Source organism: Vibrio cholerae (assembly GCF_008369605.1).
Classification (GTDB): domain Bacteria; phylum Pseudomonadota; class Gammaproteobacteria; order Enterobacterales; family Vibrionaceae; genus Vibrio; species Vibrio cholerae.
The window spans coordinates 2,887,921-2,910,261 of sequence record NZ_CP043554.1 but is presented as its reverse complement, the minus strand read 5'-3'; the positions used below and the strand labels follow the sequence as shown (position 1 = coordinate 2,910,261).

Below are 22,341 nucleotides of genomic sequence, written 5' to 3'. Positions count from 1 at the left end.
CTGCGCAGAGTTATTTGTTTTCCAGTAGGTGCTTGCCGTTAATCGCAATTTTGCGTGGCTGCATCGCTTCTGGAATTTCGCGCTCTAAATCAATGTGCAGCAGACCATGTTCCATAGTCGCGCCAGTCACTTTCACGTAATCCGCTAATTGGAATTTACGTTCAAAATCGCGCTCGGCAATGCCCTGATAGATGTAGTTTTTGCTCTCTTCAGGTTTACGCTCACCGCGCACAATCAAAGTATTCTCTTGTTGAGTAATATCGATCTCTTCATCGCCAAAACCCGCTACCGCCATGGTAATGCGATATTGGTTGTCTTCTTTTTGCTCGATATTGTATGGAGGGTATCCGCCTTGGGCGTTTTTCGCCGCGCTGTTTTCCATCATGTTCAGTAGACGGTCAAAGCCAATCGCGTTGCGGTACAGTGGAGTAAAATCTACAGTTCTCATATTCCTATCCTCTTTGATTAAGCAATAGTCTTAACAATGACTTGTTAAGTCGCTCGATCCATTCTTATGACCTGAATCGGCGTGATTTCAGTTAGGTAACACACTCCTCAATTGAGCAAGGGTGTTAGTCTCATTCAGAGGTCCTAGCGGCATCCTCTTCACGCTTAGATATAGGGTCACTCAAAACCATTTCAAGTTTTTGCCCAAAAATTTTTTTGAAAAAAAGCCCGACATTGAGTCGGGCTAGTCATTTGGATAATGCACTTTATCCTTAATTAACGGCCTTTGCTTTTGCGTGGCTTAATCACTGAGCTCTCTTGCGCTTTTTCTTGCTTCAGCTTGCGCTTCTCTTTGAGGCTGAGTTGTGGTTTTTTCATCTCTTGTTTACTCATGACAAACTCCTAATTACTGACATAACAAGCATGGCAAAGCTTGGTTGGCTTACCCTGCATTGAGTGCTGAACGTGAGTAATGGCAAAGCAATGGGGTTGCCCCCAAATCGACAAGGTAAACACTTCATGCTGACGACGGCCAAGTAAAGCGGCACCAAGTAGGGAATCGCACGTCACGCCACCCTGCACTTCGTGCTGATTTTCAGACGTGGTCAGAGTGACTTGAAACGACAACTGACGATGAGCATCAACAAGGCTCACCGTATCCCCAAGCTTAATGCGCTGTGGCGCTCGTTCAATGGGCGAGCGAGGATGCTCCAGCTTCTCGAACAATTCGAGCAGCAACAGCGGAGATTGATAGGTCAAAAAGCGGCTACGTAGCCACCAACCGGCGAGAAAACGCCGAATATTCAAAGATAACCGGTTCAGCATGATACTTCCTTTGCTCATTCCATTACCAACAGTGACAAATCGATGAGTATGCCCGGGAGTGAAATACACTCCCGGTTCAATTCACAAAGGCGACCATCCTGACCTCCAGTCAAAAAGTGAGGGATAACAATAGGGTTCACAAACCACTATAGACACTAAAAAAATGAATGCAACCTCATGAAATTTAGAGAAAAAAGGAAAGTCTAATAAAGCCGTTTTCAGGATAGAAAAGTCTTAGTTAACCTCTGATTTTGGTGCTTTAGCCCAACAACCTAGGATATTCGACACAAAATTTTTATGGCTCCCTTTTGTCATTGCTTGAGGCTGCCGTCATCCAACAGAGGGAAGGGACAAAATGCAGAGATAAAAAAAGCAGCGCCACAGCGCTGCTTTTTTATCGCAGATTGTTAATCAACCAAACGCTTATACGTCGAGGTTGGCCACTTTCAGTGCGTTGGTTTCGATAAATGCACGACGTGGTTCAACTTGATCGCCCATGAGCGTCGTGAACAGTTCGTCCGCGCCTACCGCATCTTCGATAGTGACTTGCATCATACGACGCGTTTCTGGATCCATCGTAGTTTCCCACAGCTGATCAGGGTTCATTTCGCCCAGACCTTTATAGCGTTGGATAGACAGACCGCGGCGCGACTCTTTGATCAACCAATCCAGCGCGGCGGCAAAGCTGCTGATCGGTTGTACTCGCTCACCACGTTTGATAAACGCACCCACTTCAATCAAACCGTCCAGTGCTTCCGACAGATCGGCTAACTTAGCGTACTCTTTCGAGTTAATCAGATCCGCGCTCAGTAAGTATTCATGAGTCACACCGTGAGTACGCACCTGAACTTTTGGCAGGTACACATTCAGCTCAGCATTGTGTTCAACCAAAACGCTGTATTGGCTTGCGCCCACTTCTTTAGCATTCAACTGTTCCACTAAACGCTGTGTCCAAGCTTCAACTGCGGCTTTATCCGCACACAGCTCGGCATTGATGCGTGGTACGTAAATCAGCTCATGCAGCATCGCGTAAGGATAGCGGCGGCTCATGCGCTCAACCAGCTTGATCGCGGCGTTATATTGCTGAACCAGCTTCTCCAGCGGTTCACCCGCTAACGCTGGCGCATCGGCGTTCACGTGCAGCTCTGCGCCATCCATCGCCAGTGCCACTTGGTACTGGTTCATCGCCTCTTCATCTTTGATGTACTGCTCTTGTTTGCCTTTTTTCACTTTATACAGTGGTGGCTGAGCAATGTAGATATAACCACGCTCAATCAGCTCAGGCATTTGGCGGTAGAAGAAGGTCAACAGCAGAGTACGAATATGCGAGCCGTCGACGTCCGCATCGGTCATGATGATGATGTTGTGATAACGCAGTTTATCTGGGTTGTACTCATCACGGCCGATACCACAGCCAAGAGCGGTGATGAGGGTCGCGACTTCTTGTGAAGACAACATCTTGTCAAAACGCGCTTTTTCTACGTTGAGGATTTTACCTTTCAGCGGCAGAATCGCTTGATTCTTACGGTTACGGCCTTGCTTAGCTGAACCGCCCGCTGAGTCACCCTCCACTATGTAGAGTTCAGACAATGCTGGGTCTTTTTCCTGACAATCTGCCAGTTTGCCGGGTAAGCCAGCAAGATCCAACGCGCCTTTACGGCGAGTCATTTCACGGGCTTTACGCGCCGCTTCACGCGCACGCGCCGCATCAATAATCTTCGAACAAACGTTTTTCGCTTCGCTTGGGTTTTCCGCTAGGAAATCCGCCAGCTTCTCATTCATGGCTGACTCAACCGCAGATTTCACTTCCGAAGAAACCAGCTTATCTTTGGTTTGGCTCGAGAATTTAGGATCCGGCACTTTCACCGATACCACAGCCGTTAAGCCTTCACGCGCATCATCACCCGAGGTTGCCGCTTGGGCTTTCTTCGAGAAGCCTTCTTTGTCCATGTAGTTGTTCAAAGTACGGGTCAACGCACCACGGAAACCGGCTAAGTGGGTACCACCATCACGCTGTGGGATGTTGTTGGTAAAGCAGTAGATGTTTTCTTGGAAACCATCGTTCCACTGCATTGCCACTTCCACGCTGATGCCATCTTCACGCTCTTGGTTAAAGTGGAAGACTTTCTCATGGATCGGCGTTTTGTTACGGTTCAAGTGGGTCACAAACGCTTGAATACCCCCTTCATACATGAAGTGGTCTTTTTTATCTTCTTCACGTTCATCGGTCAGCTTGATCGACACGCCAGAGTTCAGGAATGACAGCTCACGCAGGCGCTTAGCCAGAATGTCGTAATGGAATTCGATATTGGTAAAGGTTTGTGCGCTTGGCCAGAAACGTACGGTAGTACCGGTACGCTCAGTATCACCCACTACAGCCAACGGTGCTTGTGGCACACCATGATGGTAAGTTTGGGTGTGGATTTTGCCGCCGCGATAGATGGTGAGTAGCACTTTTTCAGAGAGCGCGTTAACCACCGACACACCTACCCCGTGCAGACCGCCAGAGACTTTATAGGAGTTGTCGTCAAATTTACCGCCGGCGTGCAGTACAGTCATGATGACTTCTGCCGCAGACACTTTCTCTTCAGGATGCATTTCGGTCGGGATACCACGACCGTCATCGCTGACTGACACTGAGTTGTCTTCGTGGATGGTGACCACGATGTCTTTACAGTAACCTGCCAACGCTTCATCAATTGAGTTATCCACCACCTCAAAAACCATGTGGTGCAGACCGGTGCCATCATCAGTGTCGCCGATGTACATACCCGGACGCTTACGTACCGCATCCAGACCCTTCAGTACCTTAATACTCGATGAATCGTAATTGTTCGACATGAGTTACTCTCTCACTCTGTTTATCCTTGCTCTATTACACCGTGGGCAACATGAAATGTTTTACTGGACTCATCCAACATATCCGCCACTTGGCTTTCGGTAATAGAACTTACAAAAACCTGCGCCCCCGTCCCTTTTAGGCTATCTGCCAAACGTTGGCGACGTAGGCTATCCAATTCGGAAGCAAAATCATCGATAAGATAAATGCATTGCTTTCCCGTCAACTCGGTCAGGTGCTGCCCTTGCGCCACGCGCAACGCACACACCATCAACTTCAGTTGTCCCCGCGACAACACATCTTCCACCGGGGTTGCGTTCACTTTAATCCGCAAATCCGCTTTGTTAGGCCCGCTAAAGGTATAGCCCAACTGCTGATCCCGTTCGAAGTTTTTTTCCAGAATCGATTGATAAGGCTGATCTTTTTCCCAACCTCGATAATACTTTAAGTCGATATCGAATTCTGGCAAAAATGTGCGACATAACTGCTCTGCCACATTTTTCAATTGATTGACGTAACTTTCACGCCACTGATCAATCTGCTCAGCCAAACGGGCTAATTCTTGATCCCAATAACTGAGCTCACGATAGCTTTGCGCGCTTTTGAGCAGCGCATTACGCTGCTTGCTGAGCCGCTTAAACCGACCCCATGCATCGAAAAAAGCGGGCTCAGTATGAAACACACCCCAATCGATAAAAGCCCGACGCTGTTTCGGTCCATCGGTCAGCAGTTCAAAGCCTTCCGGATGAATCAATTGCAGTGGCAAAATCTGCGCTAACTGCGCCAACTTTTGCCCCGTTTGGCCGCCTATTTTAACCTCAGTTGAGCCGTCACGCTGCTTATTAATGCCAACGGGTAGCTCAAATTGATCAGAGCTCAAAGAATGCTCACAAATCCGGCCATGCACAAACAGTTCTGAGCACTCATTTTGAATGATCCGTCCGGTCAGCGAGCTTTTAAATGAACGGCCATGGCCGAGCAGATAAATCGCTTCAAGCACGCTGGTTTTACCGCTGCCATTCGGCCCGATAAGAAAGTTAAAGCCTGCTGATAGGCGAATATCACAGGCTTTAATATTACGAAACTGTTGGATCATTAACCGGGAAAGCGGCATGGTAACTCGGTTATACCTTACAGACGAATTGGCATGACCACGTACATGGCGCTGTCATCATCGACATTCTCCACCAAGGCACTGGCGTTGGCATCCGACATCGAAACGCGCACATTGTCGCAGCGCAGGGTGTTAAGCACATCCAAGATGTAGCTGACGTTAAAGCCAATCTCAATCGGCTCGCCTTCAAAGCTCACATCCAGTAGCTCTTCCGCTTCTTCTTGCTCTGGGTTATTGGCAGTAATGCGCATTTCGTTATCGGCCAAATTAACCCGTACACCACGGAATTTTTCATTCGACAGAATCGCGGCACGCGAAAACGCCTGACGTAATTCTTCACAACCCGCTTGTAGCGTTTTGCTGGTATGTTGCGGCAATACGCGGCGATAATCAGGGAAACGACCATCAACCAGCTTCGAAGTAAACACAAAATGATTCACTTCAGCACGCAAGTTCGAATGACCGATTTGCAGCACCACAGGTTGCTCTGGCGCATCAAGCAATTTCACCAGCTCAAGCACCCCTTTACGCGGCACAATGATCTGCTTTTGCGCAAAATCCGCACCGAGCTGAGCTTGCGCCACCGCCATACGGTGACCATCAGTCGCCACAGAACGCAAGGTGGTGCCATCAATTTCAAACAGCATGCCGTTTAAGTAGTAGCGTACATCTTGGTTGGCCATGGAAAACTGGGTTTTCTCAATCAGGCCACGCAGCTCCGCTTGAGTCAGTGAGACTTGCACTTCACTTTGCCAATCTTCGATGTTCGGAAAATCATTGGCAGGTAAAGTTGCGAGCGAGAAACGGCTACGACCAGAACGCACTTGGATGCGATCGCCTTCAAGCAGCACAGTGATCACCGCACTATCGGGCAAACCACGGCAAATATCTAAAAACTTACGCGCAGGAACGGTAATGCTGCCTGCTTCAAATTCACCTTCTAACGTCACGCGGCTGATCAGTTCCACTTCCAAATCAGTGGCGGTCATCGACAGTTGATTCTCTTCCACCTTAAGCAATAAATTGCCCAAGATCGGCAAGCTGGCGCGGCCACCTAAAGTGCCGGACACCTGTTGCAAGGGTTTAATCAAGTGGCTACGTTCAATGGTAAATTTCATAGTCTTCTCTTAAACGGGTGAAAGCGAAATACGCAAGTGCGCTAACCATAGCGCAAATTAAGAGGAAAGCGTACGAATCAGGTTCGAATAATCTTCTTTGATATCGTGACTCTCTTCGCGCAACTGCTCGATTTTACGGCAAGCGTGTAACACAGTCGTGTGGTCACGGCCGCCAAACGCATCGCCAATCTCTGGCAAGCTGTGGTTGGTCAGCTCTTTAGCCAGTGCCATCGCCAATTGACGAGGACGAGCGACTGAGCGCGAACGGCGTTTCGAGAGCAGATCCGCCACTTTAATTTTGTAGTATTCGGCAACGGTCTTCTGAATATTATCAATCGTGACCAGCTTTTCTTGCAGCGCTAATAAGTCACGCAGTGCTTCACGCACGAAATCAATCGTGATTGGGCGACCGGTAAAGTTGGCGTTGGCAATCACGCGGTTCAGTGCGCCTTCCAACTCACGCACGTTAGAGCGCAGGCGTTTCGCAATAAAGAAAGCCACTTCATCCGGCAGATGAATTTGGTGATCTTCGGCTTTTTTCATCAAGATCGCGACGCGGGTTTCCAACTCCGGCGGCTCGATCGCTACCGTTAAGCCCCAGCCAAAACGCGATTTGAGACGATCTTCTACACCACTGATCTCTTTTGGATAGCGGTCAGAAGTCAAAATAATTTGTTGGTTGCCTTCCAGCAGCGCGTTAAAGGTGTGGAAGAACTCTTCCTGCGAACGCTCTTTGTTGGCAAAGAATTGAATATCGTCGATCAGCAAGGCATCTACACTGCGATAGTAGCGTTTGAATTCTTCAATCGCGTTGTTCTGCAGGGCTTTTACCATGTCTTGCACGAAACGCTCAGAGTGCATGTACACCACTTTAGCGTTCGGGTTGTTATCAACAATCGCGTTACCCACCGCATGCAGCAAGTGAGTTTTACCCAAACCGGTGCCGCCATACAAAAAGAGGGGGTTATACGCCGCACCTGGGTTATCAGAGACTTGGCGAGCCGCGGCCAGACCTAACTGGTTAGATTTACCTTCCACGAAGTTGTTGAACTTGTGTTTCGGGTTCACATTTGAGCGGTGAGTAATATCGGCCGCTGCGCTTTCATCATCCCAGGTTTTATGGATAGGTTTACGCTGCGCCAATTGCGCAGGCGCCGACGATTCCGCCGCGACATCCGCAGCCGTACGTACAGGCGCGGGTTTTGGCGCAACCACAGGGCGGCTACCCACTTCAAAGCGCAAATTAGGCACATCATTGCCACTGAATTCCATCAGCAGACGATTGATGTTATTGAGGTACTTATCGCGTACCCAATCCAACACAAAGCGGTTCGGGGCGAATAAAGTGAGAGTATTGTCATTGAGCTCCGCTTGAAGCGGACGCACCCACATACTGAATTCTGCGGCAGGTAGCTCTTCCTGAAGCCGTTGCAAACATTGCAACCATAGCGAAGATGACACGATTCCCTCACTCAAAAATCAACGATCGGTAAAGAGGAGCAATTCTACCTGTTGATAACTCAGATCGCCAGCGCTGGATCGTCGATCCAGTGAATAAGATCTAAGTTATTCACATTATTTTTCGACCGATAACTAAGATCCTCACACATTTTGCCCGTGCTACCCACATAAAGATCCACATATCTCAAGATCTTTAGTAGTTATCCCCATGTTTTTGATTTTGATCAGTTATTGTTAATAACTACTGGTTATTTCTTTTAATGATTTAATTGCCAGTAGGATATAAACATAAATTATACAGGAGTCACACAATGAAACACTGGTTTAACATCGCTCTGGCTGCCCTAGCCCTTTCTTCTGCCACCGTTCAGGCAGCTACCGAGGTGAAAGTCGGCATGTCGGGCCGTTATTTCCCCTTCACCTTCGTGAAACAAGACGAGCTGCAAGGCTTTGAAGTGGATGTGTGGAATGAAATTGGTAAACGTAATGATTATAAGGTCGAGTTTGTTACTGCGAACTTCTCCGGTTTGTTTGGCCTGCTCGAAACTGGGCGCATCGACACCATTTCTAACCAAATCACTATCACAGATGCGCGTAAGGCTAAATATCTATTCTCCGATCCGTATGTGATTGATGGTGCACAAATTACGGTGCGTAAAGGCAATGAAGCGATTAAAGGTATTGACGATTTAGCGGGCAAAACCGTTGCGGTTAATTTAGGTTCTAACTTTGAACAGCTCCTGCGCAACCATGATAAAGACGGCAAAATCAACATCAAAACCTACGATACCGGCATTGAACACGATGTGGCTTTAGGCCGTGCCGATGCGTTTGTGATGGATCGTCTGTCTGCGCTTGAGCTGATCGAAAAGACCGGTTTACCACTGCAACTCGCGGGTTCACCGTTTGAAACTATCGAAAACGCGTGGCCATTTGTGAATAACGAAAAAGGTCAGCAACTGCAAGGTGAAGTCAATAAAGCGCTCGCCGCCATGCGTGCTGACGGTACATTAAGCCAAATCGCGCTCAAATGGTTCGGTACCGATATCTCGCAATAATTCTGCTTCACCAAGCTAGACTCTATTCTATAAAGGTGGGACTTTCCCACCTTTGATTATTTTAGGAAGGAAAGCAGATGGGTTTTGACTTTCACTACATGCTTGAGCTGCTGCCAATCTTGCTCAAATATCTGGGTACGACTCTGGAAATGGCCAGCTGGGGGCTAGTTTTCGCGCTGATTTTGGCGCTGTTTCTAGCCAATATTCGGGTATTCAAAGTGCCAGTGTTGGATCCCCTTAGCCAGCTCTACATCAGTTTTTTCCGCGGAACGCCGCTGCTTGTACAGTTATTTTTGCTCTACTACGGTTTACCGCAAGTCTTCCCCCTGTTGGTTGGGCTTGATGCATTCAGCGCTGCGGTGATCGGTTTAACTCTGCATTTTGCCGCTTACATGGCGGAAAGCATTCGCGCTGCGATCATCGGTATAGATCGCAGCCAAATGGAAGCCAGCTTATCCGTCGGAATGACCACTTCTCAGGCGATGCGCCGGATCATTTTGCCACAAGCCACACGCGTTGCTCTGCCTTCATTGATGAACTATTTCATTGATATGATCAAATCAACCTCCCTCGCCTTTACCCTTGGCGTGGCTGAGATCATGGCTAAAGCGCAGATGGAAGCTTCATCCAGTTTCCGTTTTTTCGAAGCCTTCTTGGCGGTAGCCCTCATCTATTGGGTGGTGGTTTTGGTGCTCACTCGCCTGCAATCTTGGGCAGAGCAGAAACTCAATAAGGCGTACGCACGATGATTAAATTGCAGAATATCCACAAAAGGTTTGGTACCAGTGAAGTACTAAAAGGCATTGATCTTGAAATCCAACGCGGAGAGATCGTGGTCATCATCGGCTCCAGTGGCACAGGTAAATCCACTCTACTTCGCTGCGTGAACTTTCTTGAGCAAGCCGATCAGGGCAGTATTCGTATTGATGAACTCACCGTCGATACCCAAAAACATACCAAAGCTGATGTGCTGGCACTGCGCCGTAAAACCGGTTTTGTGTTTCAAAACTATGCGCTATTCGCTCATTTAACCGCGCGACAAAACATTGCAGAAGCCTTGATCACGGTACGCGGCTGGAAAAAAGCTCAAGCGCACCAACGAGCGCAGCAAATTCTCGATGATATCGGCCTTGGCGATAAAGGTGATAGCTATCCCGCAGCACTCTCTGGCGGCCAGCAGCAACGGGTTGGGATTGGCCGCGCGATGGCGCTGCAACCTGAACTGCTGCTGTTCGATGAACCCACCTCCGCCCTCGATCCTGAATGGGTGGGTGAAGTGCTGGCTCTTATGAAAAAATTGGCGACTCAACATCAAACCATGTTGGTGGTCACTCATGAGATGCAGTTTGCCAAAGAAGTCGCCGATCGTGTGATCTTTATGGCCGAAGGAAAGATTGTCGAGCAAGGTTCTCCACAGGATATCTTTGACCATCCACAGGATCCGCGCTTAAGAAAATTCCTCAATCAAGTCGGGATCCGTTAAGGATCCTTGAGATTTTGCGGTTTGTCCGTATAATCGGCCGACCGGAAATAAAGCGGCAACCAGAATGAGCCAGCTCATTGAGTGAGTTCAGACTGGGGAAAACCCAATCATTGACACCTTTTGTGACAGTGATTACAATTCCGCCTCTTTGTTGAGAGGCGTCGGCGTCTTCAGTGAAGACCTTAATGCCCACGCCGGGTTAACCAAGAACCTAAAACTACTGATCAGTAAAGGTAACATCATGTCTAAACGCACTTTTCAACCTTCAGTTCTGAAGCGCAAGCGTACTCACGGTTTCCGTGCTCGCATGGCGACTGCGAACGGTCGTAAAGTTCTGAATGCACGTCGTGCAAAAGGCCGTAAGCGCCTGTCAAAATAATCTCGAATTATTTTGAGTACGTACGCATTCAATCGGGAGTTACGTTTGTTAACTCCCGAACATTATCAAAAAGTCTTCCAGCAAGCTCACAGTGCTGGTTCTCCCCATCTCACAATCATCGCTCGCGCTAATAATCTTTCTCATCCTCGTTTGGGACTCGCGGTTCCTAAAAAGCAGATCAAAACTGCCGTCGGCCGTAATCGATTCAAACGTATTTGCCGAGAAAGCTTTCGCTTACATCAAAATCAACTGGCTAACAAAGATTTTGTTGTCATCGCGAAAAAGAGCGCGCAAGATTTGAGCAATGAAGAACTGTTTAACTTGCTTGGCAAACTATGGCAACGCCTCTCTCGCCCTTCTCGTGGTTAGCCATTGGTATTGTAAAACTTTACCAGTGGTTTATTAGTCCACTTATCGGCCCACGCTGCCGATTCACTCCTACTTGTTCCACGTATGCGATAGAAGCGCTGCGAGCTCACGGTTTTATAAAAGGATGTTGGTTATCCACCAAACGTCTATTAAAATGCCACCCTTTGAACGAAGGGGGCTTTGACCCCGTTCCACCAGTCCAAAAACAAGACAGAGATAAATAACGATGGATTCTCAACGTAATATCTTGTTAATCGCTCTGGCGCTGGTTTCTTTCCTACTGTTTCAACAATGGCAAGTAGCGAAGAACCCTGCACCGCAAGCGACACAGCAGGCCCAATCCACAGGCGCAGCTCCTGCTCCTTCATTTTCCGATGAGTTAGATCCAACGCCTGCACAAAATGTGGCGGCGAAGGCCAAGACCATTACCGTCTCAACCGATGTACTGACTCTGTCTATTGATACGCTCGGCGGCGATGTGGTTAGCGCAAAACTGAATCAATACTCAGAAGAGCTCAATTCGCCTGAGTCTTTTGTCTTGTTGCAAAACACCCAAGGCCATCAGTTTATTGCTCAAAGTGGTTTAGTCGGCCCACAAGGCATTGACGTCACTAGCAATAATCGTCCCGCTTACCAAGTGAGTGCGGATAGTTTCACTCTGGCCGAAGGCCAAGATGAACTGCGCATTCCTATGACCTATCAAGCCAATGGCATTGACTACACGAAAACCTTCATTCTTAAGCGTGGTAGCTACGCCGTGGATGTGGTGTTTGACGTCGCCAATAATTCAGGTAGCGAAGCCACACTAGGTATGTATGCTCACCTGCGCCAAAATCTGCTGGATTCTGGTGGCAACCTCGCCATGCCAACTTACCGTGGTGGTGCTTACTCAACCAGCGATGTGCGTTACAAGAAGTACAGCTTCGATGACATGAAAGATCGCAACCTCAGTGCACCAAACGATGTGACGGTAAACTGGGTCGCGATGATCCAGCACTACTTCGCTTCAGCATGGATCCCACGCGATGAGCCGCAAGCACAGCTTTACTCACGCGTTATCAATAATTTAGGTGATATGGGTATCCGTACACCAAACAAAACCATTGCCAACGGTGATAAAGCAGAGTTTGAAGCAACCTTATGGGTAGGCCCAAAACTGCAAGACCAAATGGCTGCAACAGCGCCTAATCTTGATCTGGTGGTTGATTATGGTTGGTTGTGGTTCATTGCTAAGCCATTGCACTGGTTGCTGTCTGTGATTCAGAACTTTGTTGGCAACTGGGGTGTGGCCATCATCTGCTTAACCTTTATTGTTCGAGGTGCGATGTACCCACTGACCAAAGCACAGTACACCTCAATGGCGAAAATGCGCATGCTGCAACCCAAATTGCAAGCGATGCGTGAGCGGATTGGCGATGATCGCCAGCGCATGAGCCAAGAGATGATGGAGCTGTATAAGAAAGAGAAAGTAAACCCACTGGGTGGCTGTCTCCCTATCCTTCTGCAAATGCCGATTTTCATTGCGCTGTACTGGGCACTGATGGAGTCGGTAGAGCTGCGTCACTCTCCATTCTTTGGTTGGATTCATGACTTGTCCGCGCAAGATCCTTACTACATCTTGCCACTGCTGATGGGTGCGAGCATGTTCGTTATCCAGAAGATGAGCCCGACCACGATCACCGATCCAATGCAACAGAAGATCATGACCTTCATGCCAGTGATGTTCACTTTCTTCTTCCTGTGGTTCCCATCAGGTCTGGTTCTGTACTGGTTGGTGTCGAACATCGTAACGCTAATCCAGCAAACGCTGATCTATAAAGCGCTAGAGAAAAAAGGCTTACACTCCAAGTAAGTTTGATTGAGTAATAAAGAGGCGGCCAAAAGGTCGCCTTTTTGTTGGCTGCTGATTACAATGGCGCTAATTCAATCCTGTTCAGGTAACACTATGACAACAGATACCATTGTCGCGCAGGCTACGGCACCCGGCCGTGGTGGTGTCGGCATTATTCGTGTATCAGGCCCACTGGCTGCCCACGTCGCGCAGACAGTCACTGGACGCACGCTCAGACCCCGCTATGCCGAATACTTGCCTTTCACCGATGAAGATGGCCAGCAGCTCGATCAAGGCATTGCGCTGTTTTTCCCCAATCCTCATTCATTTACCGGTGAAGATGTGCTTGAGCTGCAAGGTCACGGTGGCCCGGTCGTCATGGATATGCTGATCCGCCGTATTTTGCAGATTAAAGGAGTGCGCCCAGCCCGTCCCGGTGAATTCTCAGAACGCGCTTTCCTCAATGACAAGATGGATTTAACCCAAGCGGAAGCCATCGCAGACCTGATTGATGCCAGCTCTGAGCAAGCCGCAAAATCCGCGCTGCAATCACTGCAAGGCGAGTTTTCTAAACGCATCCATACCTTGGTGGAATCGCTGATTCACCTGCGCATCTATGTTGAAGCAGCAATTGATTTCCCAGAAGAAGAGATCGATTTTCTGGCCGATGGTAAGGTTTCCGCTGATCTGCAAACCATCATAGATAATCTTGCCGCAGTGCGCCGTGAAGCCAACCAAGGCGCCATTATGCGCGAAGGGATGAAGGTGGTGATTGCTGGGCGTCCTAATGCGGGTAAATCGAGCCTACTCAATGCGCTTTCAGGTAAAGAGTCTGCCATCGTCACCGACATTGCCGGTACCACCCGTGATGTTCTGCGTGAGCATATCCATATTGATGGGATGCCGCTGCACATCATCGATACTGCGGGACTACGAGACGCTTCTGATGCGGTAGAAAAAATTGGTATTGAGCGCGCATGGGAAGAGATCCGCCAAGCCGATCGCGTACTGTTTATGGTCGATGGCACCACCACAGAGGCCACCGATCCACAGGACATCTGGCCTGATTTTGTTGACAAACTGCCAGAGAATATTGGGATCACTGTGATCCGTAATAAAGCCGATCAAACTGGTGAGCCCCTTGGGATCTGCCATGTTAATCAACCCACCTTGATCCGCCTATCAGCCAAAACAGGCCAAGGGGTCGATGCCTTGCGTCAGCACCTCAAAGAGTGCATGGGTTTTTCAGGCAATCAGGAAGGTGGCTTTATGGCACGCCGCCGTCATCTCGATGCCCTAGAGCGAGCCGCAGAGCACTTAGCGATTGGCCAGCAACAACTTGAAGGCTATATGGCCGGAGAAATCCTCGCCGAAGAGCTGCGTATAGCCCAGCAACACCTTAACGAAATTACGGGCGAGTTCAGCTCCGATGATCTGCTTGGCCGCATTTTTTCATCATTCTGTATTGGGAAATAGAGTAACGCTATGATTCATATCATTACTGGCAGCACCCTAGGCGGTGCGGAATATGTGGGTGACCACCTGAGTGATTTACTGCAAGAACAAGGCTTTGACACCAAAATTCATAACCAGCCCAACATGAGTGAGATCCCTGCTAAAGGGACTTGGCTGATCATCACCTCAACCCACGGGGCTGGTGAGTACCCGGATAATATCCAGCCCTTTATTCAGGCTCTGCAGAATACACCACCGAATACCTCTGCACTACGTTATGCCGTGGTCGCGATTGGTGATTCAAGCTACGATACTTTCTGCGCGGCAGGTAAACATGCCTATCAGCTGCTGGGGGATATTGGTGCTAAACCTCTGGCCAACTGCTTTACCATCGATGTACAAGAGCACCCAGTGCCTGAAGATGCCGCTGAAGCTTGGCTCAAACGCGTCATCAATCGCTTCTAAATAATGACCTATTCCATGCAGAGCGGCTTAATGCCGCTCTTTTTTTTGGATTGTGGATAAATTTAATAGTAGTGAAAAAATTGATTGATGCTTTTTCAATCAAATCTAATGTGGATAACTAGACGATTATCCGGTGATCTTCCTATAGTTATCCATATAACAAGTTTTAGATCCCAAGGTGGCTGTGTATAACATAGAATTTTGATCCCAGCTAATCCTTGATCAGATCAGTGGTTGATCACACGATCTAATCCTTCTGAATCGCATGATCTTGTTGATCATTTTTCACTTATCCACAAAGATCCTGCTCCTTAATAGTAGATCTAATAAAAAGATCTCTATATAGATCTTTATATATATTTAATGACCCTCCTTGATCGAAAAAACAGGAAAGCGATTTTCTAGCCAACCGAAAGAGGTTAGAATACGCCTCTTTTGTTAACCCATAGTCTCGATGAATACCTGAGGTCGTTCATGCTTTATCACGAAACATTTGACGTCATTGTGGTTGGTGGCGGTCACGCAGGAACGGAAGCCGCTCTCGCTGCAGCACGTACAGGACAGCGTACGTTACTTCTTACCCACAATATTGACACCCTAGGCCAAATGTCCTGTAACCCTGCCATTGGTGGGATCGGTAAAGGTCATTTAGTCAAAGAAGTGGATGCAATGGGCGGTTTGATGGCGCAAGCTATCGATCACGCAGGTATTCAATTTCGTACACTGAACGCTTCAAAAGGGCCAGCCGTGCGTGCAACTCGTGCACAAGCCGATCGTGCTCTGTACAAAGCCTATGTGCGTAATGTGTTAGAAAACACCCCGAATCTCACCCTGTTCCAACAAGCGGTAGATGATGTGATCGTCGAGCATGATCATATTCGTGGTGTTGTGACTCAGATGGGCCTGAAATTTCATGCCAAAGCGGTAGTGTTAACCGTAGGGACTTTCCTTGGCGGTAAGATCCATATCGGCCTTGAAAACTATGCTGGAGGTCGTGCTGGGGATCCACCATCGATCGCTTTGGCGCACCGACTGCGTGAACTGCCATTTCGTGTTGATCGCTTAAAAACCGGCACACCACCACGTATCGATGCCAATAGCGTTGATTTCTCGGTATTGGAAGCGCAACACGGTGACAACCCAACTCCAGTATTCTCTTTTATGGGTAAACGTGAGCACCATCCACGCCAAATTCCGTGTTACATCACGCACACCAATGAGCGCACCCATGATGTGATCCGCGCTAACCTTGATCGCAGCCCTATGTATGCCGGGATCATCGAAGGGATCGGCCCGCGTTACTGTCCATCGATCGAAGATAAAGTGATGCGTTTTGCCGATAAAGACAGTCACCAAATTTTTATTGAGCCAGAGGGTTTAACCACCACTGAACTCTATCCGAACGGCATTTCCACCAGCTTGCCATTTGACGTGCAAATGCAGATCGTACGTTCAATGAAAGGTTTTGAGAACGCACATATCGTTCGTCCGGGTTACGCGATTGAATACGACTTCTTCGATCCACGTGATTTGAAGCAAACGTATGAAACCAAATATATCCATGGTTTGTTCTTTGCAGGACAAATCAACGGCACTACTGGTTACGAAGAAGCCGCTGCGCAAGGCTTGATGGCGGGTCTGAACGCCAGCTTGTACAGCCAAGACAAAGAAGGCTGGAGCCCACGTCGCGATCAGGCGTACATGGGCGTGTTGATCGACGATCTTTCGACCATGGGCACTAAAGAGCCTTACCGTATGTTCACTTCGCGCGCGGAATATCGTCTGCTGCTGCGTGAAGACAACGCTGATCTGCGTTTGACCGAAAAAGCGCGTGAGCTTGGCCTTGTGGATGATGCGCGTTGGGCGCGTTTCAACCAAAAAATCGACAACATGGCCAAAGAGCGTCAACGCTTGCAAGAAACTTGGATGAATCCAAACTCGGTTGGCGTCGAACAGCTCAATACTCTGCTTAAAACGCCGATGTCGCGTGAAGCCAGTGGTGAAGACTTACTGCGTCGCCCTGAAATGACCTATGAGCTGCTGACCACTTTGCCGGCTTTTGCCCCAGCTTTGGAAGATGCTGAAGCCGCCGAACAGGTAGAGATTCAAGTTAAATACGATGGCTACATTCAACGCCAGCAAGATGAAATTGAAAAATCGCTGCGCCATGAACATACCAAGTTGCCAGCAGAGCTTGATTATAAGCAAGTCAAAGGTCTTTCAAACGAGGTGGTATTGAAGCTCAATGCGACTAAACCAGAAACCATTGGAATTGCATCACGTATTTCAGGTATCACGCCTGCGGCGATTTCGATTTTGCTGGTTCACCTGAAAAAACACGGCATGCTGAAAAAGGGAGAAGCGGCGTAATGAATCCGTTACGAGTCAAACTCGACGCCTTGATCAGCAAAACCAGCTTAACGGTGACAGAGCAGCAACGTGAGCAGCTCGTTGGGTATGTGCAGCTGCTCGACAAATGGAACAAAGCTTATAACCTCACTTCCGTGCGGGATCCGATGGAAATGTTGGTGAAACACATTCTTGATAGTTTAGTGGTCAGTCCGCATCTCGTCGGTGAGCGCTTTATTGATGTGGGTACTGGGCCTGGATTGCCTGGTATCCCGCTTGCGATCATGCACCCAGATAAAGAGTTTGTGCTGCTCGATAGTCTTGGTAAACGGATCCGTTTTCTAAAACAGGTGATCCACGATCTCAAGATCAACAATGTGTTACCCGTGCAGAGTCGAGTGGAAGAGTTTGATCCTGAATCTGGTTTTGATGGCGTATTAAGCCGCGCTTTTGCGTCGATGACCGACATGGTCAACTGGTGTCAGCATCTACCAAAACCGAATGGTGGGGTATTTTTAGCCCTCAAAGGAGTACGGCCTGATGATGAAATCTCCCTACTCCCTGAGTGGTGTTCTGTGACCGATATCAAAGCTTTGCAAGTTCCTGAGTTGGAAGGTGAGCGTCATCTTGTAATCTTATCGCGCAAGGGATAACAGCGAGGCATACCGTGGGTAAAATCGTAGCAATCGCCAATCAGAAAGGCGGAGTTGGGAAAACAACAACTTGTATCAATCTGGCCGCCTCTATGGCCGCCACCAAACGTAAAGTACTGGTGGTCGATCTTGACCCACAAGGTAATGCCACTATGGCTAGTGGCGTCGATAAATATCAGGTTGACTCCACGGCTTATGAGCTTTTGGTTGAAGATGCGCCGTTTGACCAAGTGGTATGTCGCAAAACCACCGGTCACTATGACTTGATTGCCGCCAATGGCGATGTCACTGCGGCTGAAATCAAACTGATGGAAGTGTTTGCCCGTGAAGTGCGCTTGAAAAACGCACTCGCCTCAGTGCGTGATAACTATGATTTCATCTTTATTGATTGTCCGCCTTCTTTAAACCTTCTTACAATCAACGCCATGGCAGCCGCCGATTCCGTGCTGGTTCCTATGCAATGTGAGTATTTTGCGTTGGAAGGCTTAACCGCGTTAATGGATACGATCAGCAAACTGGCCGCCGTGGTTAACGATAACCTTAAAATTGAAGGTATCTTGCGTACCATGTACGACCCACGTAACCGCTTGGCCAATGAAGTGTCTGATCAATTGAAAAAGCACTTTGGTAGTAAAGTGTATCGTACGGTTATTCCACGTAATGTCCGACTGGCCGAAGCGCCAAGTCATGGTAAACCAGCGATGTATTACGATAAGCAATCGGCCGGGGCTAAGGCCTATTTAGCGTTAGCTGGTGAGATGTTACGTCGCGAAGAGATTCCCGCATAAAACAACAACTATAGGAATTCGTTTACATGACTAAACGTGGTTTAGGAAAAGGGCTGGATGCACTACTCGCGACCAGTTCATTGGCTCGCGAAAAGCAGCAAGTTGCTTCACTCAGTCAGTCGATGTCGGCGGAAGGTGAGTTGGCGGATCTTTCCATCTCTAATCTCAAGCCCGGTATCTATCAGCCACGTAAAGATCTTTCCCCAGAAGCTCTGGAAGAGTTGGCGGCATCCATTCAGTCTCAAGGTATTATCCAGCCGATTGTCGTGCGTCATCTGCCCACCGGAGGATATGAGATCATTGCGGGTGAACGTCGTTGGCGTGCCGCCAAACAAGCGGGGTTAAAGCAAGTGCCCTGTTTGATCAAGCAAGTGGAAGATCGTGGTGCGATCGCCATGGCATTGATCGAGAACATTCAGCGCGAAGATCTGAATGCGATGGAAGAGGCACAAGCGCTAGAGCGTTTACAAAACGAATTTAATCTTACCCATCAGCAGGTTGCGGAAGTGATCGGCAAGTCACGCACGACCGTGACCAATCTGCTGCGTTTGAACCAATTGAGCGATGACGTAAAGCGCTTATTGGAGACCAAACAGTTGGAAATGGGCCATGCTCGTGCTCTTCTGATGTTAGAAGGTGAACAGCAAGTGGAAATTGCGCAGCAAGTGGCGAAGAAGCAACTGACCGTTCGTCAAACTGAGCAACTTGTAAAAAAATGTTTATCTGACCCATCTGACGCAAAAAACGTGTCAGAAGACCTAGAAATACAACAATTGTCACAAAATTTAAGTGAGAAATTAGCAGCAAAAGTCTCTATAGTGAGAACCCCAAACGGTAAATCGAAAGTGACGATTAGTCTTGATGAGCCTCACAAATTAGAGCTACTGATTGCCAAGCTGCAAAACTAAGTGAGATAATTGATTTAAATCAATTGTGTTAAATCACATTGTTTATGCGAAAGTTGTCGGATTGTATGCAAAATTGTAACTTTTTGCGGTGTTTTCATTGCAATCAGTTGATGCCACCGTATAATTTTCGCCAATTTCCCAGTCCGAAAAAGCGGTTCGAGCTGTGGTGATTACTAGAGGTAAGAATACATGGTAGCTGTGCTAGCGAGGCAAGGACGAGAGCTTGCAAAGCGATTGTTATTGATCCAGTTCAGTGCAGTTATGGTTGCGGCAGCTGTGTTTGCAGTGGCGGTAAATGGTGATTGGGGGCTTTCAGCCTTAGTCGGTGGTGGCATTTTTGTCATTGCTAACGCTGTTTTTGCGGGTTGTGCTTTCCTGTTTGCAGGGGCGCGCGCGTTAAAAATGGTCGCCATCTCGTTTTATACGGGTGAAGCGCTGAAAATTCTCATCACTATCGTCCTGTTTTCCGTTGCCTACATGTATATGCAGTTGGAACTTGTTCCACTGAAGCTAACCTATTTGCTGGCTCTAGGTATCAATATCTGTGCGCCAGTGCTATTCATTAACAACAAAAAATAGGATGAGTTATGGCTGCGCCAGGTGAAGCGCTCACACCTTCCAGTTATATCACTCACCACCTTACTAACCTTTCAACTTACAAGTTGGGGCTAGTGGCGGAAGAGTCGAGTTTCTGGAATGTACACATCGATAGCCTGTTCTTCTCTGTTTTAACTGGACTGATATTCCTTGGAGTATTCCGTGCAGTAGCCAGAAAAGCGACAGCGGGTGTTCCGGGTAAGCTGCAGTGTGCTGTTGAGATGGTGGTAGAGTTCGTTGACAAAAACGTCAAAGACACTTTCCATGGTCGCAATCCACTAATTGCTCCTTTGGCACTCACTATCTTTTGTTGGGTATTTTTAATGAACTTGATGGACCTTGTGCCTATCGATTTCTTACCTTACCCAGCACAGCATTGGCTTGGTATCCCTTACCTAAAAGTGGTGCCGTCAGCTGATGTGAATATCACCATGGCTATGGCTCTAGGCGTATTTGCTCTGATGATTTACTACAGCATCAAAGTGAAAGGTCTGGGCGGGTTTGCAAAAGAGTTGGCACTACACCCGTTTAATCACTGGATCATGATTCCGTTCAACCTATTGATTGAAGTTGTTTCGCTGCTGGCGAAACCGCTATCACTCGGTATGCGTCTGTTCGGTAACATGTTTGCAGGTGAAGTAGTGTTTATTCTTTGTGCGGCTATGCTGCCATGGTACCTGCAATGGATGGGATCCCTACCTTGGGCTATCTTCCATATCTTGGTTATTTTGATCCAATCGTTTGTATTTATGATGTTGACCATTGTGTATATGTCAATGGCTCATGAAGATAACGATCATTAATAAATTGAATTTTTAATACCCATTGAATCTTTGGAGAAATTAGATGGAAACTGTATTGAGCTTCTCTGCAATCGCTGTAGCTATTATTGTTGGTCTATGTGCGGTTGGTACTGCGATTGGTTTCGCTGTATTAGGCGGAAAGTTTTTGGAAGGCGCTGCGCGTCAACCTGAAATGGCTCCTATGCTGCAAGTTAAGATGTTCATCATCGCAGGTCTGCTGGACGCGGTTCCAATGATCGGTATCGTAATCGCTCTGCTATTCACATTCGCAAACCCATTCGTTGGTCAGCTAGCTGGTTAATCAAGCTTTGTCCTGACAAATCGATAAGATTTGTCGTTGATTAACACTAAGTCCACTTTAGGGGGTAGCTGTTGTGAATATGAACGCAACTCTGCTAGGTCAAGCAATTGCCTTTGGTATGTTTGTGTGGTTCTGCATGAAATATGTGTGGCCGCCGATTATCAAAGCGATTGAAGATCGTCAGAAGAAAATTGCTGATGGTTTGCAAGCCGCTGAGCGTGCAAAGAAAGATCTAGACCTGGCACAAGCTAATGCTTCGGATCAATTGAAAGAAGCAAAACGCACAGCAACTGAGCTCATTGAGCAAGCGAATAAACGTAAAGCACAAATCATCGACGAAGCACGTGAGGAAGCTCAGGCAGAACGCCAGAAAATCCTGACTCAAGCCGAAGCGGAGATTGAAGCAGAACGTAACCGTGCTCGCGATGAGCTGCGTAAACAGGTTGCAACTCTGGCAATTGCTGGTGCTGAGAAAATTCTTGAGCGTTCAATCGATAAAGATACGCACAAAGATATTCTCGACAACATTACTGCAAAACTTTAACGGAGGGGGCGCATATGTCGGATCTGACTACAATCGCACGCCCCTACGCTAAAGCAGCCTTTGATTTTGCGGTAGAAAAACAGCAACTTGGCCATTGGAGCCAGATGCTTGCTTTCACCGCTGAAGTCGCAAAAAACGAACAAATGCACGAGCTGTTAACCAGCTCGGGCTCAGCTAATAAATTGGCTGAGATTTTTATTGCAGTTTGTGGCGAACAGCTTGATGGTCATGGCCAAAACCTGATTAAGGTAATGGCAGAAAATGGTCGTCTGTTGGCGATTCCTGCGCTTTATGAGCACTTTGCTGTGCTAAAGCAGGAACATGAGAAGAAAGTAGATGTGGAAGTGATTTCCGCTACTGAACTCAGTGAACAACAGCGTTCAGAAATTGGCAGCAAGCTTGAGCAGCGTTTAGAGCGCAAAGTTCAGCTGAATTGCAGTGTAGATGAGACTCTGCTTGGCGGAGTTATTATTCGAGCCGGAGACTTAGTCATCGATAACTCAGCACGCGGACGTTTGAAGCGTCTGAGCGATGCATTGCAGTCTTGATGGGGA

General features: G+C 47.9%; 24 protein-coding genes. 18 read left to right on the top strand and 6 right to left on the bottom strand.

The annotated features are described in order from the left end of the window. Positions 1-10 precede the first annotated feature (10 nt). The 6 genes from F0316_RS13620 to dnaA all read right to left on the bottom strand — a co-directional run bounded on the left by F0316_RS13620 (position 11) and on the right by dnaA (position 7,804). Entirely contained in the window at positions 11-448 is a 438-nt protein-coding gene (locus F0316_RS13620) for an Hsp20 family protein (protein ID WP_001261062.1), read from the bottom strand. Positions 449-849: 401 nt separating this feature from the next. After that, positions 850-1,272 (bottom strand): hypothetical protein, encoded by a 423-nt coding sequence (locus F0316_RS13610; RefSeq protein WP_000934723.1) that lies wholly within the window; start codon positions 1,270-1,272, stop codon positions 850-852. 423 nt (positions 1,273-1,695) lie between these two features. Further along, the gene (gene gyrB / locus F0316_RS13605; RefSeq protein WP_000070027.1) at positions 1,696-4,113 is read right to left on the bottom strand and encodes a DNA topoisomerase (ATP-hydrolyzing) subunit B; all 2,418 of its coding nucleotides are present in this window, start codon (positions 4,111-4,113) and stop codon (positions 1,696-1,698) included. 20 nt (positions 4,114-4,133) lie between these two features. Further along, positions 4,134-5,225: a DNA replication/repair protein RecF gene (gene recF, locus F0316_RS13600; RefSeq protein ID WP_001884355.1), complete on the bottom strand. Its 1,092-nt coding sequence runs from the start codon at positions 5,223-5,225 to the stop codon at positions 4,134-4,136. A 17-nt stretch (positions 5,226-5,242) separates the two neighbouring features. Continuing rightward, entirely contained in the window at positions 5,243-6,343 is a 1,101-nt protein-coding gene (gene dnaN, locus F0316_RS13595; RefSeq protein WP_000673169.1) for a DNA polymerase III subunit beta, read from the bottom strand. Between the two features lie 57 nt (positions 6,344-6,400). Further along, positions 6,401-7,804: a chromosomal replication initiator protein DnaA gene (dnaA, locus tag F0316_RS13590; RefSeq protein WP_149560551.1), complete on the bottom strand. Its 1,404-nt coding sequence runs from the start codon at positions 7,802-7,804 to the stop codon at positions 6,401-6,403. Between the two features lie 311 nt (positions 7,805-8,115). Here dnaA and F0316_RS13585 point away from each other — a divergent pair, with 311 nt between their 5' ends. From F0316_RS13585 to atpH, 18 genes are all read left to right on the top strand, one after another. Next, positions 8,116-8,862 carry an amino acid ABC transporter substrate-binding protein gene (locus F0316_RS13585; RefSeq protein ID WP_000683499.1) on the top strand — a complete coding sequence of 249 codons (747 nt, stop codon included), beginning with the start codon at positions 8,116-8,118 and terminating at the stop codon, positions 8,860-8,862. Positions 8,863-8,939: 77 nt separating this feature from the next. Continuing rightward, positions 8,940-9,611, top strand: coding sequence for an amino acid ABC transporter permease (locus F0316_RS13580; protein WP_000505205.1), 672 nt, complete (start codon positions 8,940-8,942; stop codon positions 9,609-9,611). Further along, entirely contained in the window at positions 9,608-10,345 is a 738-nt protein-coding gene (locus F0316_RS13575; protein WP_000593852.1) for an amino acid ABC transporter ATP-binding protein, read from the top strand. The genes F0316_RS13580 and F0316_RS13575 overlap by 4 nt, the downstream gene beginning before the upstream one ends. A 241-nt stretch (positions 10,346-10,586) precedes the next feature. After that, positions 10,587-10,724 (top strand): 50S ribosomal protein L34, encoded by a 138-nt coding sequence (gene rpmH, locus F0316_RS13570; protein WP_000044781.1) that lies wholly within the window; start codon positions 10,587-10,589, stop codon positions 10,722-10,724. Between the two features lie 45 nt (positions 10,725-10,769). Then, on the top strand, positions 10,770-11,093 hold the full coding sequence (gene rnpA, locus F0316_RS13565; protein WP_000957257.1) for a ribonuclease P protein component: 324 nt from the start codon (positions 10,770-10,772) through the stop codon (positions 11,091-11,093). Further along, the gene (yidD, locus tag F0316_RS13560) at positions 11,060-11,317 is read left to right on the top strand and encodes a membrane protein insertion efficiency factor YidD (RefSeq protein WP_001886301.1); all 258 of its coding nucleotides are present in this window, start codon (positions 11,060-11,062) and stop codon (positions 11,315-11,317) included. The genes rnpA and yidD overlap by 34 nt, the downstream gene beginning before the upstream one ends. Positions 11,318-11,319: 2 nt before the next feature. After that, positions 11,320-12,945, top strand: coding sequence for a membrane protein insertase YidC (gene yidC / locus F0316_RS13555; protein WP_000378233.1), 1,626 nt, complete (start codon positions 11,320-11,322; stop codon positions 12,943-12,945). Positions 12,946-13,038: 93 nt separating this feature from the next. Then, positions 13,039-14,400, top strand: coding sequence for a tRNA uridine-5-carboxymethylaminomethyl(34) synthesis GTPase MnmE (gene mnmE, locus F0316_RS13550; RefSeq protein ID WP_000205962.1), 1,362 nt, complete (start codon positions 13,039-13,041; stop codon positions 14,398-14,400). Between the two features lie 9 nt (positions 14,401-14,409). Continuing rightward, positions 14,410-14,844 carry an FMN-binding protein MioC gene (gene mioC / locus F0316_RS13545; RefSeq protein ID WP_000581314.1) on the top strand — a complete coding sequence of 145 codons (435 nt, stop codon included), beginning with the start codon at positions 14,410-14,412 and terminating at the stop codon, positions 14,842-14,844. Positions 14,845-15,318: 474 nt separating this feature from the next. Beyond that, positions 15,319-17,214 carry a tRNA uridine-5-carboxymethylaminomethyl(34) synthesis enzyme MnmG gene (gene mnmG, locus F0316_RS13535; protein WP_149560550.1) on the top strand — a complete coding sequence of 632 codons (1,896 nt, stop codon included), beginning with the start codon at positions 15,319-15,321 and terminating at the stop codon, positions 17,212-17,214. After that, complete coding sequence (gene rsmG, locus F0316_RS13530; RefSeq protein WP_114743414.1) at positions 17,214-17,846, top strand: 16S rRNA (guanine(527)-N(7))-methyltransferase RsmG; 633 nt, start codon at positions 17,214-17,216, stop codon at positions 17,844-17,846. The genes mnmG and rsmG overlap by 1 nt, the downstream gene beginning before the upstream one ends. A gap of 14 nt (positions 17,847-17,860) precedes the next feature. Next, a complete protein-coding gene (locus F0316_RS13525; protein ID WP_000516546.1) occupies positions 17,861-18,634 on the top strand; it encodes a ParA family protein in 774 nt (257 codons plus the stop codon). 26 nt (positions 18,635-18,660) lie between these two features. Then, on the top strand, positions 18,661-19,542 hold the full coding sequence (locus F0316_RS13520) for a ParB/RepB/Spo0J family partition protein (protein WP_000166627.1): 882 nt from the start codon (positions 18,661-18,663) through the stop codon (positions 19,540-19,542). Positions 19,543-19,731: 189 nt separating this feature from the next. Next, the gene (locus F0316_RS13515) at positions 19,732-20,121 is read left to right on the top strand and encodes a F0F1 ATP synthase subunit I (RefSeq protein ID WP_000226753.1); all 390 of its coding nucleotides are present in this window, start codon (positions 19,732-19,734) and stop codon (positions 20,119-20,121) included. A gap of 8 nt (positions 20,122-20,129) precedes the next feature. After that, entirely contained in the window at positions 20,130-20,942 is an 813-nt protein-coding gene (gene atpB, locus F0316_RS13510; RefSeq protein ID WP_000729881.1) for a F0F1 ATP synthase subunit A, read from the top strand. Between the two features lie 43 nt (positions 20,943-20,985). After that, positions 20,986-21,243, top strand: a complete 258-nt coding sequence (atpE, locus tag F0316_RS13505) for a F0F1 ATP synthase subunit C (protein WP_000450922.1) — start codon at positions 20,986-20,988, stop codon at positions 21,241-21,243. A 73-nt stretch (positions 21,244-21,316) separates the two neighbouring features. Then, positions 21,317-21,787 (top strand): F0F1 ATP synthase subunit B, encoded by a 471-nt coding sequence (gene atpF, locus F0316_RS13500; RefSeq protein WP_001886316.1) that lies wholly within the window; start codon positions 21,317-21,319, stop codon positions 21,785-21,787. A gap of 14 nt (positions 21,788-21,801) precedes the next feature. After that, positions 21,802-22,335 (top strand): F0F1 ATP synthase subunit delta, encoded by a 534-nt coding sequence (gene atpH, locus F0316_RS13495; protein ID WP_001281808.1) that lies wholly within the window; start codon positions 21,802-21,804, stop codon positions 22,333-22,335. The last annotated feature ends 6 nt before the right edge of the window (positions 22,336-22,341 follow it).

What these genes read in the sequence shown, in the direction of transcription:
- rsmG (WP_114743414.1), top strand. Translation starts at nt 17,214, where the DNA reads ATGAATCCGTTACGAGTCAAACTCGACGCCTTGATCAGCAAAACCAGC.
- F0316_RS13585 (WP_000683499.1), top strand. Translation starts at nt 8,116, where the DNA reads ATGAAACACTGGTTTAACATCGCTCTGGCTGCCCTAGCCCTTTCTTCT.
- mnmE (WP_000205962.1), top strand. Translation starts at nt 13,039, where the DNA reads ATGACAACAGATACCATTGTCGCGCAGGCTACGGCACCCGGCCGTGGT.
- rpmH (WP_000044781.1), top strand. Translation starts at nt 10,587, where the DNA reads ATGTCTAAACGCACTTTTCAACCTTCAGTTCTGAAGCGCAAGCGTACT.
- dnaN (WP_000673169.1), bottom strand. Translation starts at nt 6,343, where the DNA reads ATGAAATTTACCATTGAACGTAGCCACTTGATTAAACCCTTGCAACAG.
- atpH (WP_001281808.1), top strand. Translation starts at nt 21,802, where the DNA reads ATGTCGGATCTGACTACAATCGCACGCCCCTACGCTAAAGCAGCCTTT.
- gyrB (WP_000070027.1), bottom strand. Translation starts at nt 4,113, where the DNA reads ATGTCGAACAATTACGATTCATCGAGTATTAAGGTACTGAAGGGTCTG.
- F0316_RS13515 (WP_000226753.1), top strand. Translation starts at nt 19,732, where the DNA reads ATGGTAGCTGTGCTAGCGAGGCAAGGACGAGAGCTTGCAAAGCGATTG.
- F0316_RS13575 (WP_000593852.1), top strand. Translation starts at nt 9,608, where the DNA reads ATGATTAAATTGCAGAATATCCACAAAAGGTTTGGTACCAGTGAAGTA.
- F0316_RS13620 (WP_001261062.1), bottom strand. Translation starts at nt 448, where the DNA reads ATGAGAACTGTAGATTTTACTCCACTGTACCGCAACGCGATTGGCTTT.
- mioC (WP_000581314.1), top strand. Translation starts at nt 14,410, where the DNA reads ATGATTCATATCATTACTGGCAGCACCCTAGGCGGTGCGGAATATGTG.
- yidD (WP_001886301.1), top strand. Translation starts at nt 11,060, where the DNA reads ATGGCAACGCCTCTCTCGCCCTTCTCGTGGTTAGCCATTGGTATTGTA.
- mnmG (WP_149560550.1), top strand. Translation starts at nt 15,319, where the DNA reads ATGCTTTATCACGAAACATTTGACGTCATTGTGGTTGGTGGCGGTCAC.
- F0316_RS13520 (WP_000166627.1), top strand. Translation starts at nt 18,661, where the DNA reads ATGACTAAACGTGGTTTAGGAAAAGGGCTGGATGCACTACTCGCGACC.
- yidC (WP_000378233.1), top strand. Translation starts at nt 11,320, where the DNA reads ATGGATTCTCAACGTAATATCTTGTTAATCGCTCTGGCGCTGGTTTCT.
- F0316_RS13610 (WP_000934723.1), bottom strand. Translation starts at nt 1,272, where the DNA reads ATGCTGAACCGGTTATCTTTGAATATTCGGCGTTTTCTCGCCGGTTGG.
- recF (WP_001884355.1), bottom strand. Translation starts at nt 5,225, where the DNA reads ATGCCGCTTTCCCGGTTAATGATCCAACAGTTTCGTAATATTAAAGCC.
- atpE (WP_000450922.1), top strand. Translation starts at nt 20,986, where the DNA reads ATGGAAACTGTATTGAGCTTCTCTGCAATCGCTGTAGCTATTATTGTT.
- atpB (WP_000729881.1), top strand. Translation starts at nt 20,130, where the DNA reads ATGGCTGCGCCAGGTGAAGCGCTCACACCTTCCAGTTATATCACTCAC.
- F0316_RS13580 (WP_000505205.1), top strand. Translation starts at nt 8,940, where the DNA reads ATGGGTTTTGACTTTCACTACATGCTTGAGCTGCTGCCAATCTTGCTC.